We start from the raw sequence: 15,387 nt of genomic DNA on the forward strand, positions 1-15,387 counted from the left end.
GCGGCTCATGCTAGGCGGCGAATATGTCAGGACGATGAAATGGAAGGGCCGGAAACGTATCGTTTTGTATCGTTTTCTAACAGTCATGTAGTCGTCATGTCATATTGGTAGGCTGTGCGCATGAAAATTATTTATGCAATTTTGCTGGCCGCACTGCTGGGCGCCTGCCAACGCGGGACACCAACCGCACCCGCCACTCCCGCCGCCGCTCCTGCCATGGCTGCCGTGGCAGCCGCCGATACCGCGCGCGCCGCCTATGCGCCGCCGGCCGGAAGGCGGCCGACGGTGCCGGAGTTGACCGAACTCGGACGCGCCATGTTCAACGACGCCAGCCTGTCGGCGTCGGGCAAGCTGGCCTGCGCCAGCTGCCACAGTCCCGACAACGCCTACAGCCCCAACAACACACTGGCGGCGCAGCTGGGCGGCGCCGACGGCAAGACCGAGGGCGCGCGCGCGACGCCTTCGCTGCGTTACATCCAGAACGCGCCCGCCTTCAGCGAGCATTACCACGACGACGACGGCGACGACAGCACCGACGCCGGCCCCACCGGCGGCCACGACTGGGACGGCCGCGCGCGGTCGGCGCACGAGCAGGCGCTGGGGCCGCTCCTATCGGCGCGCGAGATGGGCAACAAGGACGAGGCGGCAGTGCTGGCGCGCTTGCAGGCTAGTCCGCTGGCGGCGAAGTTCAAGGCGGTGTACGGCGCCGACATCTTCTCGCGGCCCAACGCGGCCTTGCGGGGCGCGCTGATGGCGCTGGAAGTGTTCCAGGAAAGTCCGGCCGATTTCTACCCTTACACCAGCAAGTACGACGCGTTCCTGCGCAAGCAAGCCACGCTGTCGGCGCCGGAGCGGCGCGGGCTACAAGTGTTCAACGATGAAACGAAGGGCAACTGCGCGTCCTGCCACATCAGCCGCATCTCGCCGGGCGGCGTGTTCCCGCAATTCACCGACTACGGCCTGATCAACATCGGCGTGCCGCGCAACCGCAAGCTGCTGGTCAACGCCGATCCGCGCTACTATGACCTCGGCCTGTGCGGCCCGGACCGCACCGATCTCAAGGACCACAAGGAATATTGCGGACGCTTCAAGACGCCGTCGCTGCGCAACGTCGCGCTGCGCAAGGCCTACTTCCACAACGGCAGCTTCAGCCGGCTGGAGGACGTGGTGCGCTTCTACGCCACGCGCGACACGACACCGATGAAGTGGTACCGGGACCGCAAGTTCGACGACCAGCCGGCCGGGCTGGAAGCCAACGTCAACATGGATGCGCCGTTTGGGGGACGCCCCGGCGGCCCATCGGCGCTGAGCGAGCGCGACATCGCCGACCTGGTGGCCTTCCTCAACACCTTAACCGACGGCTACCGCCAAGGCGCATCGGCATCGGTCCGCTCCGCCGTCAAATAGTTCTTGACCAGCCTACCTACTGGAAGGTAGTATCCGTCACATGAGTAAATTATCCAACACGGCTGAACAGATCGTCGCCTGCGCACGGGGCTTGATCGTCGCGGGCGGCTATAACGGCTTCAGCTACGCCGATATCGCCGAAGTGGTCGGTATCCGCAAGGCCAGCATCCACCATCATTTTCCCAACAAAGTGGATCTGGTCAAGGCGCTGGTGGTGCAACACCGCAGCGCCACCGAGGAAGGATTGGGCCATTTGCAGCAAGCCATTGCCGATCCGGTGGAGCAGCTGCGCGCATACATCCAGCACTGGTCGAAATGCATCGAGGATCTGAGCGCACCGTTTTGCGTCTGCGCCCTGCTGGCCGGGGAGTTGCCAATCTTGCCGGAAGAGGTGGCGATCGAAGTGCGTGCCTACTTCCGGTTCCTGTCGGATTGGCTGGCCTCGGTGCTCGACCAGGGAATGCGGCAAGGGACGCTTCACTCGGCCTACACACCGCAGGTCGAGGCGGAGATCTTCATGGCCACGGTGCACGGCGCGATGCTGTCGGCGCGCGCGTATGGCAACGGCGTGATGTTCGGCACCATCGCCAGCGCCCAGTTGGACAGGTATTTATCACGACCGTAGCGCCATTCGATCCCCAGCCGGCTTGCGCTTCGGGATCAGTTTTTTTTAACCACCAAACCTACCAACTAGTAGGTAGCATTTAACTGGAAAATATATGTCCCAACAAATCACCACCGCAGTCGAGCAGGAAAACTGGCTTCAACGCTATTACTATGTCCGCGCGGTTTTTTCGGCGCTATGGCTGATCGCGGCGATAACGATCGGCAAAAGTTCGGCCGCCGCCAGCGCGCTGCTGCTGATCGGCTACCCGGCCTGGGACGCCTTGGCCAACTTCATCGACAGCAAGCGCAGCGGCGGGCTGGCACGCAACCGCACCCAGATGATCAACGTCCTCGTCAGCCTTGCCGTCGCTTTGGCGATCGCGGTCAGCCTGCCCGACATGCACCGGGTATTGGTTGTGTTCGGCGCTTGGGCCATCGGGTCAGGATTGCTCCAGCTCGGCACCGCGCTGCGGCGTTGGAAAACCCACGGCGCGCAATGGGCGATGATACTGAGCGGCGCGCAATCGGCGCTTGCCGGCGCGTTCTTTATCTCGCAGGCGCAACTGCCGGCGGAGCCATCGATCGCCACCGTCGCCGGCTACGCGGGTTTCGGCGCGTTCTATTTCCTGGTCTCGGCGCTGTCGCTCAGCGTTGCCGCGCGGCGCCGCCAGCGCGGATGACGTTGTAACACGCAGGCTGCACAACAGCCGGGGGTCATAACAGCCGGGGGTCAGGTCCGACATTCGGACAAACATAACAGCCGGGGGTCAGGTCCGACATTCGGACAAAAGACGAAAATTTGGAACTTTCGGACGGAAGTAAAGTTCAAAAATGTCCGAATGTCGGACCTGACCCCGGTGCTTTAAAAATGTCCGAATGTCGGACCTGACCCCGGTGCTTTATCCATCGCTGCGCAGCGCGGCGATCGGGTCCAGCGCTGCCGCCTGGCGCGCGGGGAACACGCCGAACGCCAGTCCCACCGCCACGCACAGCAGCACGGCCGCGATCAGGCTGAACGGCGACCATGCCACCGACCAGCCAGCCAGGGCGGCGATGCTGTAGGCCGCCACCGCGCCCAGCACCACGCCCAGCAATGCGCCGCTGACGGCGATCACCAGGGCCTCGGCCAGGAACTGCTCGACCACGTCGCGCCGGCGCGCACCCAGCGCCCGCTTCAGGCCCACCTCGCGGCGGCGCTCCAGCACGTTGGCCAGCATGATGTTCATGATGCCGATGCCGCCGACCAGCAACGATACCGCCGCGATCGAACTCATGACGATGGCGAAGATCCGCTGCGTTTGCTGATTCTGGCGATACAAGCCCATCGGCACGATCAGGTTGGTGTCGTCGGCGCCGCCGTGTCGGCGAACGATCAGCGCCTGCAACACACGCGCGGCCTGGTCCGGCGCGACCTTGCCGTCGAGCCGCACGCTGATGCCGTCGACCTCGTCCTCGATGCGCTTGAAGTTGAAGCGCGCCCTGCCCGTCTCCCAGGCCACGAACAGGCGCTCGTCGTCGAGCCCCAGCTTGACGCCTTCGAAGTCGGACTTGCTTTGCGCGCGGTCCTCCAGCACGCCCACCACCTCCAGCCACACGTGGTTGAGCTTGAGGTGGCGGCCCAGCGCCGATTCATTGCCGAACAAGGTGCGCGCCAGACGGGCGCCGAGCACGCACACCGGCGCCAACGTGGCGCCGTCGGCCGGCGTCAGCCAACGGCCGGTGGCCAGGCGCAGGCCGCCATGCTCGGCGTAGGCCGGCGAGACGGCGTAGGCGCGCGCCGGCACCACGCGCTGGCCCAGCACCAGCTGGTCGACCTTGATTTCCTTTTTCATCGACACCGACACCGCACCCGGCACGACCGACAAGGCCGCCGCGCCGTCGGCGGCCGACAGTCCCAGCGAGCGGGTGCGGGTATCCTTGAGCTGCTCCGGATCGATGGCTTTACTTTCGATGAGCACGTTGTCCAGCCCCAGCTCGGCCACCAGGCGCAGCGCCTCGCGCTTGCTGCCCTCGCCCACGGCCAGCATGGCGACGATGGCGGCCACGCCGAACACCATGCCCAGCAAAGTCAGCCCGGTACGCAGCTTGCGGCGCTGCAGCTCGGTGACCGCTTCACGTATCAATGCCAGGTTCATGATTTCTCCGTCGGCGCCGGCGGCAGCAGCACGATGCGCGCGCCGGCTGCGACACCGCTTTTCAGTTCGCTGCGCACCGGGCCGCGTTGTCCCAGTTCGACCTTGCGCCGGACCTGCTTGCCGTCCTCTTCGGTATAGACGACGTAGCCGGCGCCTTCCTGCACCAGTGCGATGTTGGGCACCGTCAGCGCCGCCGGCTGGGCGACCAATTCCACCGTGCCGCGCAAGGCCTGGCCCGGCTTGAGGCCGAGCTTGCGCGCGGTGGCGGTGTCGATCGCCGCGTCGAAGTCGCTGTACTTGACCGGCGACTCCTGCGAGGTGGTGCTGGCGTTGCTGCCGACGCGCGTCACCTTGAGCGTGAGCTCGGTGCCGGTACCGGCCAGGCGCACCCGCACCGGCAGCCCGGTCTTCAGGCCGAAGACCTGCCCCTCGGCCACGCTGAAATGGGCCACCAGCTGGTTCAGGTCGGGCAGCGAGCCGAACTCCTGGTTCGCCACCTGGGTCGAGCCGATCTCCGCCTTCGTGCCGTCCCACTTGGCCGTCAGCAGGAACACGCCGTCGTGCGGCGCCACCAGTTCCAGCGCGGCCAGGCTGTCGCGCTGTTGCGCGGCGGTCCGCACCACGCTGTCGCGCTGCGAGTGCAGCACCGCGTCCTGCGCGGCCGTGCGCGCCTGCGCCTGCCCGCCCTTCCATTCGAGATAGGTGCGCTTGGTGGTCAGGAAGCCGACATCGGCCAGCGCGTCCAGAATGTCGTTGCGGGGAAAGATGCTCAGGTCGACACTGGCGTAGCGCCGGCTCAGGCCCAGATCGTCCTCGACCTTGGCGCGGTCGCCGGCCAGCTTGTCGCGCTCCACGCTGGCGGCGCTCGCGCTGGTTTGTTCGGCCAGGGTCTTGCGCAGCAGTTCCAGCTCGGCCTGCGACAATTCCATGCGCGATTGCGGCGAGTCGAAGCGCGCCACAACCTGGCCTTTTTCCACGCTGCTGCCGTCGGCCACCATGTCGATGAGCACGCGCCGGCTCCAGTTGTTGCCGGGTACGTTGAGCGGCGTGCTGGCGGCGGCCTTGATCTCGCCATCGACGGCCAATGTCTCCAGCCATGGACGTGGTGCCAGCGTCTCGGCGGCGGCGCCGGATGACGTCGTGTCGCCACCGCAGGCGGCCAGGAAGACGCTCATCGAGAAGGCCACCGCCAGGGTGATTGCCTGCGGCGTGCGTGCGTCGCGCCTCATCGTTTGTTCTCCGCTGGACGGGCCGCGTCGGCGACCAGCACCGCCTGCACCGCCGCGCCCGGTTTAAGTCCGCTGGTGCCGCCGTCGAACTGCAACTCGACATCGCGCACGATGCTCGGCTGGGCGGTCGACTTGCCGTGGAAGGCGCGGCCCAGCCCGACCACATGCGCGTTCAAGGTCTGGTTGCTGCCCGGTACCGTCACGCGCGCCGCCTGTCCCACGCGGACCCGCGACGACAGCGCCTCGGGCACGTTGGCGGCGATGTACAACTGTTCGGGGTCGGCCAGCGTGGCCACCGTCAGCCCCACCCACACCTGGCTGCCGGCGCTGAATTTCTGGCCGTCGAAGCCGACACGGTAGACCACCAGCCCCCTGCGCGGCGCCACCACCTTCAGGCCCGCCTGGCCTTTGACCATCGCTGCGATCTGGGTCTGCTGCTGCGCGATCTCGGCCTGCAGGCCGGCGCGCTCGGCGTGGCGGGCGCGCATTTGCGCCTGATGCTGGACCAGCGCCAGCTTGGCCAGCTGGTTTTTCTCGACCCGCTCGATCACCAGCTTGTCGTAGTCGACGCGCCGTATCAGTTCCTTCGGCATGGTGGCCTTGCGGTCTGCCTTGTCGGCATTGCTTTGGGCCTCGGCCACGGCCAGCTCGCCCGCGCGGTCGGCCTCGGTCTGGTCGAGCTTGAGCTTATCGAGCGCGCGCAGCTTTTCATTGAGCGCGCCCTGTTGCGTGCTCAGCCGGGTGGTGACGTCGTTCGATTCGAACTGCGCGATCTGCTGCCCGGCCTCGACCATGGAACCTTCGGGCGCGATCTGCGCCAGCTTATACTCCCACACGTTGGGAATGTTCGGCGGCGTTACCGGCAGCGCGCCACGCGAGGCGATTTCGCCCTCGACCGTGAGCGCCTCGTCCCCCGGCGCCGGCGCCGGCGGTGGCGCTTTGGCCGCGAGCGGTTCGATCAAGGCGCTCATGCCCGCCACCAGTGGCAGCCCGTGTCCGGCCGGCAGCGCGATCTTGATGCGGAAGTAGCGCCCCAAGCCCCAGCTCGCGCGCGCTTCCGGCGCGCTGGTGATGGACTTGATCTTGCCGGTGACGGCGGCGGTCGCAGTGGCCGGCAAGGCATCGAAGCGCAGGCTCACCGATTGTCCCTCGGACAGGTAGGGCCGGTCGGCCTCCAGCGCCCAGGCGGTGACGGCCATCTCGCCGTTGCCCAGCACCACGCCGGCGGCGTTGCCCGGCCAGGCCGACGACCCCTCTTCGAAGCGCTGTCCCATCCACGGGCTATAGCCGTGCACGACCACGCCGTCGCGCGCGGCGCGCACTTCCGATTGCGCCAGCTGGGCGATCTGGAACGCCAGGTTGATCTGCAGCTTCTTGACTTCCAGCTGGCCGTCTTCGCGGCGCCGGCCGACCGCCTCGCGCGCGCTGGCGTCGGCGTCGCGCTTGATCGCCAGGTCGCGTGTGGCGTTTCCGAACGCGGCCTGGTGGCGGTCGTAGTCCAGCACCGAAATCTGCGTCTTCGGCAGCGCCGCCTCGACCTTGGCCTTGGCCAGCGCGGCCTGCGCGGTGACCAGCGCCTTCTCGGCCTCGACGGCGGCCACTTCCAGGGTGGCGGTTTCCTTTTCGGCGCGCGCGCGTGCCTGCTCCAGCTCGGTTTCGAGCCGGTCGATGTTGGCGGCGCCGCCGGTCTCGATGCGCAGCACCACGTCGCCGGCTTTGACGTGGGTGCCCTCGGCAACGAAATTGCGCAGGGTCAGTGGCGCCGAGTGCGACGGCGGCACGGTGATGGTTTGCGAGTCCAGCGCCTCCACTTCGCCGGTGAGCAGAACGGGGCGGCGCCGCAGAGCGTTGGTGGCGGCGGCGTCGGCCTTGATGACGGTGTCGGCCTTGCCCGTGGCGGGCGCTGAAGCGACCGCAGGCCCGGCCCCGGCCGGGCCGGCATCGAGACCGAGCGCGGCCGCTACGACCAGCGCCAGCAACGCGACGGCCGACAGCGCCAGGGTGGCGCGCCTCACGCCCCGCCTTCGGCGATGCGGCCGTCGCGCAAATGGATGGTACGCTGCGCGCCGGCGGCGATGGCCGGATCGTGGGTGACCAGCACCAGCGTCTGGCCGCCGGCGTGCAGTTCGCGCAGCAGCTCGAGCACGTCGGCCGCGCTGCGCGAATCGAGGTTGCCGGTCGGCTCGTCGGCCAGCAGCAGGGCCGGCTGGTTCAACAGGGCGCGGGCGATGGCGGCGCGCTGCAACTGGCCGCCGGACAGCTGGCCGGGCAAGTGGCCGATGCGCTGGCCCAGGCCGATGCGTTCGAGCAGCGCCACGGCGCGCTCGGCGGCGCCGGTGTCGGCGTGGCGGGCATAGCGCTGCGGCAGCAGCACGTTTTCAAGCACGGTCAAGCGCGGCAGCAAATGGAAGGACTGGAACACGAAGCCGATGCGGCGGTTGCGCACGTCGGAGGCGGCGTCGTCGTCGAGGGCGCTGATCTCGTCCTGCGCCAGGCGATAGCGGCCGGCGTCCGGGCGGTCGAGCGCGCCGAGCACGTTGAGCAAGGTCGACTTGCCGGAACCGGACGGCCCCATGATGGCGACGAACTCGCCGGGCGCCACCCGCAAGTCGATGCCGTCCAGCGCGTGGATCTCGTTACCGCCCTGGCGGTAGGTCTTGCGAATATTGCTAAGCTCGATCATGCCGGGAAGTATCCCGGGACCGCGATATTTTGTCAATTCCTTAACTTGTCATATTTTGTAAGCTCCGGGGTCAGGTCCACCATTTCTACACGGGCCCGGCCGTCTAGCCGGAAATTTGCCCTGCACCACCGCTTCAATCGGCGTCGCGCGTCGCCAGCACCTTGTCGATCAGGCCGTATTCCGCACCCTGCGCGGCCGACATGAAGTGGTCGCGGTCCGAATCCTTCTCGATCCGCTCCAGCGTCTGTCCGGTGCGTTCGGCATAGATGGCGTTGAGGCGGTGGCGCAGGTACAGCACCTCGCGCGCCTGGATCTCGATGTCGGATGCCACGCCCTGCGATCCGCCATGCGGCTGGTGGATCATGATGCGGGCGTTGGGCAATGCGTAGCGCTTGCCGGGCGCGCCCGCCGCCAGCAGGAAGGAGCCCATGCTGGCGGCAAAGCCGGTGCACAAGGTGGACACGTCCGGCTTGATGAACTGCATGGTGTCGTAGACGGCCAGGCCGGCGTACACCGAGCCGCCGGGCGAATTGATGTACAGCGAAATATCCTTGTTGGGATCCTCCGACTCCAGGAACAGCAACTGCGCAACGATCAGGTTGGCCGATTGCTCGGTCACCTCGCCGACCAGGAAGATCAAGCGCTCCTTTAGCAGGCGCGAGTAGATGTCGAAGGCGCGCTCGCCGCGTCCCGTTTGTTCGACGACGGTGGGCACCAGGCCCAGTCCAAGGGGGAAATTCGCAGTCATGATCGTCCTTTCGCGTTTGAAGTAATCACCAGGTTGATTACTGCCCGCTTGACGCCCGCGCCCCCGCGCCGTGTGACGGCAAAAAAATATATAGTTGGCGTGTCACATCCGAAGCGCGCCGGACGTCATGTGGCACCGGCCCCATCACAGGAGATTTCCCATGCCACCGACCACCGATACCGACGGCGCGATATTCGAAACGCTGCGCCCGCGCCTGCAAGCGATCAGCCGCCGCATCGTCGGTAGCGAAGCGGAAGCCGAGGACGTCGTGCAGGATTGTTTTCTCAAGTGGCAAAGCGTCGAACAGGCGGCGCTGGCGACGCCGGCCGCATGGCTGACCACCGTCGTGCAACATCAGTCGATCGACCGCCTGCGCAAACGCGCGCGGGACATGGCGGCGGCGCGCCACGCGATGGAGCTGGCGCCCGGGGTGCCGTCGGCGACGCCTGAGGATGGCTTGCTGCGGCGCGCCGAGCTGGGCGAGGCGCTGGCCCGGTTGCTGTCGCGCCTGTCGCCATCCGAACGCCTGGCGCTGGTGCTGCATGAAGTATTGGAATGCGAACACGCGGACATCGCGGCGGCACTCGGCACGACGACGGTGAACGCGCGCCAATACCTGGCGCGCGCAAGGCGGCGCTTACGGGAGGAGCGCACGGAAGCGCCCGCCAGCGACAAGCTGTGCCGCGAGTTGATACGCCGCTTCCAGGCGGCGATCAACGGCCGCGACGTGCCGGCGATGGTGACACTGCTCGGTGACGAGCAGCCGGTGTCGGTGATCGCCTCGCCATTGCCGCGGCTGCGCGCCGGCGCCAGCGCCAACGACGCCCTCTACCACCCGTGCCACCCGTGCCGCCCCGCCCTGGCCGCTTAAAGCCGGCAATCCGGGGTCAGGTCCGCCATTGATGCATGAGCACGTGTAGAAATGGTGGACCTGACCCTGGAGTTACTCAATAACAACCTCTTTGCGGTTGTCGCGCGAGACGCGGTCGATCATCTTGTTGTACGGGTCGACGCCGACGTCGAACGGTTGCTCCTTGACCGTGACCGTGACCACCGGCTCGCTGCCGACCAATAGGCGCTTGTCGGTGAACAATACGCGTTCCTCGCTTTCCTTGGCGCCGGGCGCGCGCGCGAACACGGCAATCTCGACCGGCTCGTCGTAGGCGCGCGGCGTTTCCTTGCCTTTGCCGTCCGCTTCCATCTTGGCCACGTGCAGCGTCATCGTCACGTCCCACTTGCCGTCGGCGCGCTTCCTGGCCTTGGCGTCCGTCACGCGGTTGTCGTAGAAGACGATCTTCTCGAACAGGTCGGTGATCAGCGCCTGCTTGTCCTGCGGCGCTTCGGCGCGTATGTAGGCCAGCAACTCGCGGCTGGTGGTGTACGGCGCCTGCTGGTATCCCTTGTCCTGCAGGAAGCGCTTGAGCGCGCGGTTGAGCGCCGCCTCGCCGATCTCGTCGCGCAGGCGGTAGAACACCAGGCTGCCCTTGCGGTAGTGGATGTATTGCTGGTTCTCGACGCGGAACAAGGGCTGCTCTTCGATCAGCTCGCCCCCACGGTCGCGCAGGTAGCTGTCGAGCTCGAAGCGCAGGAAACGGCGCAGCTTGTCGCGGCCGTATTCCTTTTCCATCACCATCAGCGCCGAATATTGCGCCAGCGATTCGATCAGCATGGTCGAACCCTGGACGTTGGCGCCGATCACCTGGTGCCCCCACCACTGGTGCGCCACCTCGTGCGCGGTGACGTAGTAGACGTAGTCGATGTCGTCCTTGTCGCGCAGGTCGGCGATGAAACCGAGCGCTTCCGAATACGGGATCGTGTTGGCGAACGATTGCGCGAAGCCCTGGTAGTTCGGGAACTCCAGGATGCGCACCTGCTTGTGCTGGTACGGCGTGAAGTTGGCGTCGAAATAGTCGAGCGACTTCTGCGTCGACGTGATCATGCGGTCGATGTTGTAGGCGTGCTTGCTGTCGTAGTAGACCTCGATCGGCAGACCGCGCCACTCGCCCTTCTTGACGCTCCAGCGCGCCGACAGGTAGGCGAAGAAGTTGGCCATCGGCCGGTCCATCTTGTAGTGGAAGTAGCGCCGTCCGCCCTGCTCCCAGGTCTTTTGCAAATAGCCCGGCGCGATGGCGATCTGGTCGCCGCTGGTCGAGACCGTGGTCTCGAAATTGATCCAGTCGGCCTCGCCGCCGAACGCAGTGTTGGCGCGCGCCTTTTCGTCCTCCAGCTTGGCCATGCGCTGCGGTTCGCCCAGGCCGCGCTTGCGGCGCTCGTTGCGGTCCTTCAGCTCGACGTCGTCGCGGTAGCCGAAGTGCGGGAAGTACTCGGAGTTGTTGAAGAAGGTGCCGTTCAGGTTGACGCTGTCGGCCGCGCCGCGGTTGGTGAAGCCCTGGTGGCGCACGTCGACCGTGAAGCCGAGGTCGAGGCGCGCGCCAGGCGCGATCGGCTGCGCCAGCTTGATGACCTTGAAGCCGGCGATCTTGTCGTCCAGCACCACCTGGTGCGGCGGCAGGTTGGCGTAGCGGGTCTCGACATCCGGATTGACCTGCAAGCGCAGCTCGGTCAGCGGCAGGCCGGTTTTGTTTTCCAGCAGATAGCGGCCACGGATCGCCACCCGGCGCTCGGCCGGATAGATGTCGACATCGGCGCGCACGTCGGTGATGCGCAGCTGCGGCAAGTCCTTGTATTTGCGGTAGTTCTTCTCGTAATCCGCCTGGCGGTCCATGGCGAGGTCCGACGGCACATACTTGTTGAGCACATTCGTGTTGTAGAAGATCCAGGCGCCGGTGCCGATGAAGCCGGCCACGCCGAGCGCCAGCGCCAGGCCGGCGCCGCCCTTCAACCGCGCGCCGGCCTGGCGCGCGCGGGCGCGCCACGGCCGCGCCAGGCCGCGCACCCAGAACGCCTGCGCCAGGATCAGCGCCGACACCGTGAACAGGCTCCAGTACAAGGCGTACCAGGCCCAGCCTTTGAGGAAGTGGCCGTAGCCGTTCATGTCCGAATAGCGCAAGCCCGGCAGCGAGGCGAAGTTGTACAGGTTGTGGTCGAAGTGCATCACGCCCAGCACGATCTGCGACACCATCAGCAGGATCACCAGCAGGTAGCCGATGAACTTGTTATTGGTGAGCACTTGCAGCGCCAGCGCGAACAGCCCCATCAGCACGAAGAAGGCCGATTCCAGCAGAATGCCCTTGACGTACAGGCCGGCCTCGATCGGCGCGCCGCCCTTGAACAGCTGGAAGCCGGCCGCCGCCACCGCGCCGGTGAGCAGGAAACCGAAGATGACGCCGACCAGCGCGACGCATTTGGCCAGCAGCGGCGCCCAGTCCGGCACCGGCATGGCGTCGCCGACGTCGGCGATCCTGGCCTGGCGTTCCTTGAAGATCAGTTCGCCGGCGTAGAAGGTCAACACGATGATCAGCATGAAGTTGAAGGTGCCGCTCAGGGTCTGCAACATCAGGTGCGTGACCGGGTAGACGTTCGTGCCCAACATGCTGTCGGCCTGGGTGGCGGCGCCGATGAAGTTAAGCACGCCGAACAGCAGCATCACCAGGAAGGGCACGCTCTTGAACACCGCTTTCGCGTCGAAGGCGAGGATGTGCCAGCACTGGATCCAGCCGGTGGAGGCGCGGAAGCGCGGCGCAATGCGCGGCAACGCCACCGCCGGCGGCGCCGGCGGGGCCAGGGCGGCCGGCTTGGCCTTGCCGAACAGGCGGCGCCCGGTGCCGACCCGTTGCGGCTTGAACAGGATCAAGGTGGCGACAAAGAAGACCACCGCGACGCCCAGCCACAGCAGGCGGTTGGCCAGCAGGTAGCCGGTGAACGGCGGCAGGCCGGCATTGGCCTCGGCCGCCGAGAAATAACGGGTGGCGCGGCCGAAGGCGCGCACGCCGAACGGGTCGACCAGCACGGCGATCCATTCGTTGTTGATGTCGCGCGTAAAGGCGCCGGCGACGGCCCACAGCACGAAGAAGCCCAGCACGCCGACATAGACCAGCATCATCGAGCGGGTGGTGGCCGCCAGCAGCATCAGCAACGCGCCGACGAACAGCAGGTTGGGAATGACGAAGAAGGCGAAGCTCCACAGGTAGGCCGCGCCCGGCAGCGGGCCGACGCGGGCCTCGTCCACCCACGGCATCAACGGGCCGAGCAGCATGCCGATGGCGATCAGCACGAAGATCGCCAGGCAGGCCACCAGGCCGGCGCTGAAGCGGCCGAGCAGGTACTGGTACTTGCGCATCGGCGTGGCGAACAGCATGTCGGAAATGCCGACCTCGCTGTCGCGCAGCACGGTGCCGGCGATGAAAATCGTCACGATGAACATCGAGATCACCGTGAACGTGCCCATGATCTGCGCCACGACCGTCGGCGCGTTGCGGTGGACGTTGCCGATGGCGCCGCCGACCTGGATGGCGTCGCTGGTGGTGGCGCCGAACGCCATCAGGGCGAGAATCAGGCCGCTGACCCACAGCAGCGGCTGGCGCAGCTGGTAACGCAGGTCGAATTTGAAGAATTCAAGCAACATGGCGGCTCCTTACGCTGCGGCCGCAGGGGCGGCCACAGCGGCGGCCGGCGCGGCGGCGCGCGCGGCGTTGCGCACGTGCAGGAAGTAGACGTCCTCCAGGTCCGGCTCGACGGCGATGAAGCCGTCGTCCGGCTGGCTGTCGGCGTAGACGTTGATCTGCGGCTTGCCGCCGACCAAGCGCGTGTGCAGCACGTTGAAGCGCTGCTGGTATTCCGGCAGCGCCTCGGCGCTGACGCTGCGGCGCCAGACCTTGCTCTTGATGGTGTCGATGGCGGCCAGCGGCTCGCCCTGGCTGAGGACCTCGCCCTTGACGATGATGGCCATGCGCGGGCACAGGTCGGTGACGTCGGCAACGATGTGGGTCGACAGGATCACCACCACCTGCTCGCCGATCTTGGCCAGCAGGTTGAGGAAGCGGTTGCGCTCGTCCGGGTCGAGGCCGGCGGTCGGCTCGTCGACGATCACCAGACGGGGCGAGCCGAGCAGCGCCTGGGCGATGCCGAAGCGCTGCCGCATGCCGCCCGAGTAGGTGCCGAGGTTGCGCTTGCGCGCTTCCCACAGGTTGGTTTGCTGCAGCAGCGCTTCGACCGCCTCCTTGCGCTCGCCGCGCGCGGTCAGCCCCTTGAGGACGGCGAAGTGGTTGAGCAAGGTTTCGGCGCTGACCTTCGGGTAGACGCCGAAGTCCTGCGGCAGGTAGCCGAGCTGGCGGCGCAGCGCCTCGGGCTGGGCCAGCACGTCGAGGCCGTTGAAATCGATGCTGCCGCTATCGGGATCTTGCAAGGTGGCGATGGTGCGCATCAGCGAGGACTTGCCGGCGCCATTGGGCCCGAGCAGGCCGAACATGCCGTTGGGGATGTCGAGGCTGACGTTGTTGATCGCTTTGACGCCGTTGGCGTAGGTCTTGCTCAGCTGTTTGATCGATAGCATTGAACGCATTCTCCGGATAAGGGACGGACGAGGTCCGTGGCAACCTTACTATAAGGTAAAGTTGCATACTTAGCAGGATTTTGCGATGGACTGCGGGTTTCGGGGGATGGACGGTGGTTTCCGCCCCCACCCTACGGCCGGTATTCGGGGAACATCTCTTTCAACAGGAACGCGGTCAATTCCTTCTCGTCTTCCTTGCGCGCGCTCATGTGGACGGTTTTGCCCAGGCGGCGCGATTCCCATTCGAAATCGCCCGGCTTTTCCTTGCGGATGATCTTGATCATTTCCTTGACCACGGCCGTTTCGATGTCGCGCTCGCCACCCTGCTCGACGTGGATCTGCTGCAGCCAGTTGCGCTTGAAGTTGGTGTTCCAGCCACGGAACTTCACGTCGGCGCTGTTGGAGCGCTTGTCGACCGAGAACACGCCGCCCGTGTCGTCCTTGTCCACGCCGCTGGAGCGGCCCTGGGCGCCGGCGATATTGGCCTTGGCGATGCGCAGCGCGCGGTCGTTGGCGCTCTCCTCCGGCGCCGGCGGCGCCGGCTGCGGATTGTTGGCTTCGCGCGCGGCGCGGCGCTTGGCGATCATTTCCGACATGTCCGCCTCGGGCGGCGGCGTCATCGTCGCCTGCACCGGCGGCACATAGGTTTCCAGCTTGGGCTTGACGGCGGCCGGCGTCTCGCGGGTAACAGTCTGCTTGCGCGGCGGCGGCGGTTTGCTGGCCTTGGCCACTTCGGGCGTGGGCTTGGGCGTCGGTTTGGGCGTCGGCTTGGTCGGCGTGATCGGCAGCGGCTGGATATAGACCATCTGGCCCCCCTTGGGCGGCGCCGAGGTCTTGGTCTTTTCCGGCGCCGGCGCGATGAAGTAATACAACACGGCCAGCAAGTGCAAGGCGATCGAGATACCGATACCGATGCGGTTGGTCTTGGGCTTGCGGTCCCATGTGGCGAGCGGCTCCCCGGCCTGCGGCAGGGGTTGCCCGCAGGTTTCGCAATATCCGGTTGCGGAAAGTATATGGGAGTCGTGGTGCAAGATACCAAACCTTGTGCGTGAAAATGCGGCCATAGTGCCAGAGTCCCGATGGTTTGGAAACATCTGTTCAGGACCATCATACCGCGCCGTGCAAAT

12 protein-coding genes are annotated in these 15,387 nt (G+C 66.3%); 4 read left to right on the forward strand and 8 right to left on the reverse strand.

From position 1 onward, the window contains the following. The first annotated feature begins 120 nt into the window (after positions 1–120). The 3 genes from AC0IYS_RS28760 (at position 121) to AC0IYS_RS28770 (ending at position 2,693) form a co-directional block, all read left to right on the forward strand. Complete coding sequence (locus AC0IYS_RS28760) at positions 121–1,407, forward strand: cytochrome-c peroxidase (RefSeq protein ID WP_471708397.1); 1,287 nt, start codon at positions 121–123, stop codon at positions 1,405–1,407. A 40-nt stretch (positions 1,408–1,447) separates the two neighbouring features. Then, on the forward strand, positions 1,448–2,032 hold the full coding sequence (locus AC0IYS_RS28765; RefSeq protein WP_471708398.1) for a TetR/AcrR family transcriptional regulator: 585 nt from the start codon (positions 1,448–1,450) through the stop codon (positions 2,030–2,032). Between the two features lie 94 nt (positions 2,033–2,126). Then, entirely contained in the window at positions 2,127–2,693 is a 567-nt protein-coding gene (locus AC0IYS_RS28770; RefSeq protein WP_471708399.1) for a DUF308 domain-containing protein, read from the forward strand. A gap of 219 nt (positions 2,694–2,912) precedes the next feature. On the opposite strand, the gene AC0IYS_RS28775 is transcribed toward AC0IYS_RS28770, so the two are convergent. From AC0IYS_RS28775 to clpP, 5 genes are all read right to left on the reverse strand, one after another. Next, complete coding sequence (locus tag AC0IYS_RS28775; protein WP_471708400.1) at positions 2,913–4,148, reverse strand: ABC transporter permease; 1,236 nt, start codon at positions 4,146–4,148, stop codon at positions 2,913–2,915. Continuing rightward, positions 4,145–5,377 (reverse strand): efflux RND transporter periplasmic adaptor subunit, encoded by a 1,233-nt coding sequence (locus AC0IYS_RS28780; RefSeq protein WP_471708401.1) that lies wholly within the window; start codon positions 5,375–5,377, stop codon positions 4,145–4,147. Before AC0IYS_RS28780 ends, AC0IYS_RS28775 begins: the two co-directional genes overlap by 4 nt. Next, a complete protein-coding gene (locus AC0IYS_RS28785) occupies positions 5,374–7,392 on the reverse strand; it encodes an HlyD family secretion protein (RefSeq protein ID WP_471708402.1) in 2,019 nt (672 codons plus the stop codon). The genes AC0IYS_RS28780 and AC0IYS_RS28785 overlap by 4 nt, the downstream gene beginning before the upstream one ends. Next, positions 7,389–8,060 carry an ABC transporter ATP-binding protein gene (locus AC0IYS_RS28790; protein WP_471708403.1) on the reverse strand — a complete coding sequence of 224 codons (672 nt, stop codon included), beginning with the start codon at positions 8,058–8,060 and terminating at the stop codon, positions 7,389–7,391. Before AC0IYS_RS28790 ends, AC0IYS_RS28785 begins: the two co-directional genes overlap by 4 nt. Positions 8,061–8,193: 133 nt before the next feature. Next, on the reverse strand, positions 8,194–8,808 hold the full coding sequence (clpP, locus tag AC0IYS_RS28795; RefSeq protein WP_471708404.1) for an ATP-dependent Clp endopeptidase proteolytic subunit ClpP: 615 nt from the start codon (positions 8,806–8,808) through the stop codon (positions 8,194–8,196). 160 nt (positions 8,809–8,968) lie between these two features. Here clpP and AC0IYS_RS28800 point away from each other — a divergent pair, with 160 nt between their 5' ends. Further along, positions 8,969–9,679 (forward strand): sigma-70 family RNA polymerase sigma factor, encoded by a 711-nt coding sequence (locus AC0IYS_RS28800; RefSeq protein WP_471708405.1) that lies wholly within the window; start codon positions 8,969–8,971, stop codon positions 9,677–9,679. 72 nt (positions 9,680–9,751) lie between these two features. Here AC0IYS_RS28800 and AC0IYS_RS28805 read toward each other — a convergent pair whose 3' ends face one another. The 3 genes from AC0IYS_RS28805 to AC0IYS_RS28815 all read right to left on the reverse strand — a co-directional run bounded on the left by AC0IYS_RS28805 (position 9,752) and on the right by AC0IYS_RS28815 (position 15,291). After that, positions 9,752–13,333, reverse strand: a complete 3,582-nt coding sequence (locus AC0IYS_RS28805; RefSeq protein WP_471708406.1) for a M1 family aminopeptidase — start codon at positions 13,331–13,333, stop codon at positions 9,752–9,754. 9 nt (positions 13,334–13,342) lie between these two features. Further along, the gene (locus tag AC0IYS_RS28810; RefSeq protein ID WP_471708407.1) at positions 13,343–14,260 is read right to left on the reverse strand and encodes an ABC transporter ATP-binding protein; all 918 of its coding nucleotides are present in this window, start codon (positions 14,258–14,260) and stop codon (positions 13,343–13,345) included. 131 nt (positions 14,261–14,391) lie between these two features. Continuing rightward, positions 14,392–15,291, reverse strand: coding sequence for a hypothetical protein (locus AC0IYS_RS28815; protein ID WP_471708408.1), 900 nt, complete (start codon positions 15,289–15,291; stop codon positions 14,392–14,394). Between the last annotated feature and the right edge of the window lie 96 nt (positions 15,292–15,387).

It is taken from the genome of Duganella sp. AC237, from assembly GCF_979254035.1.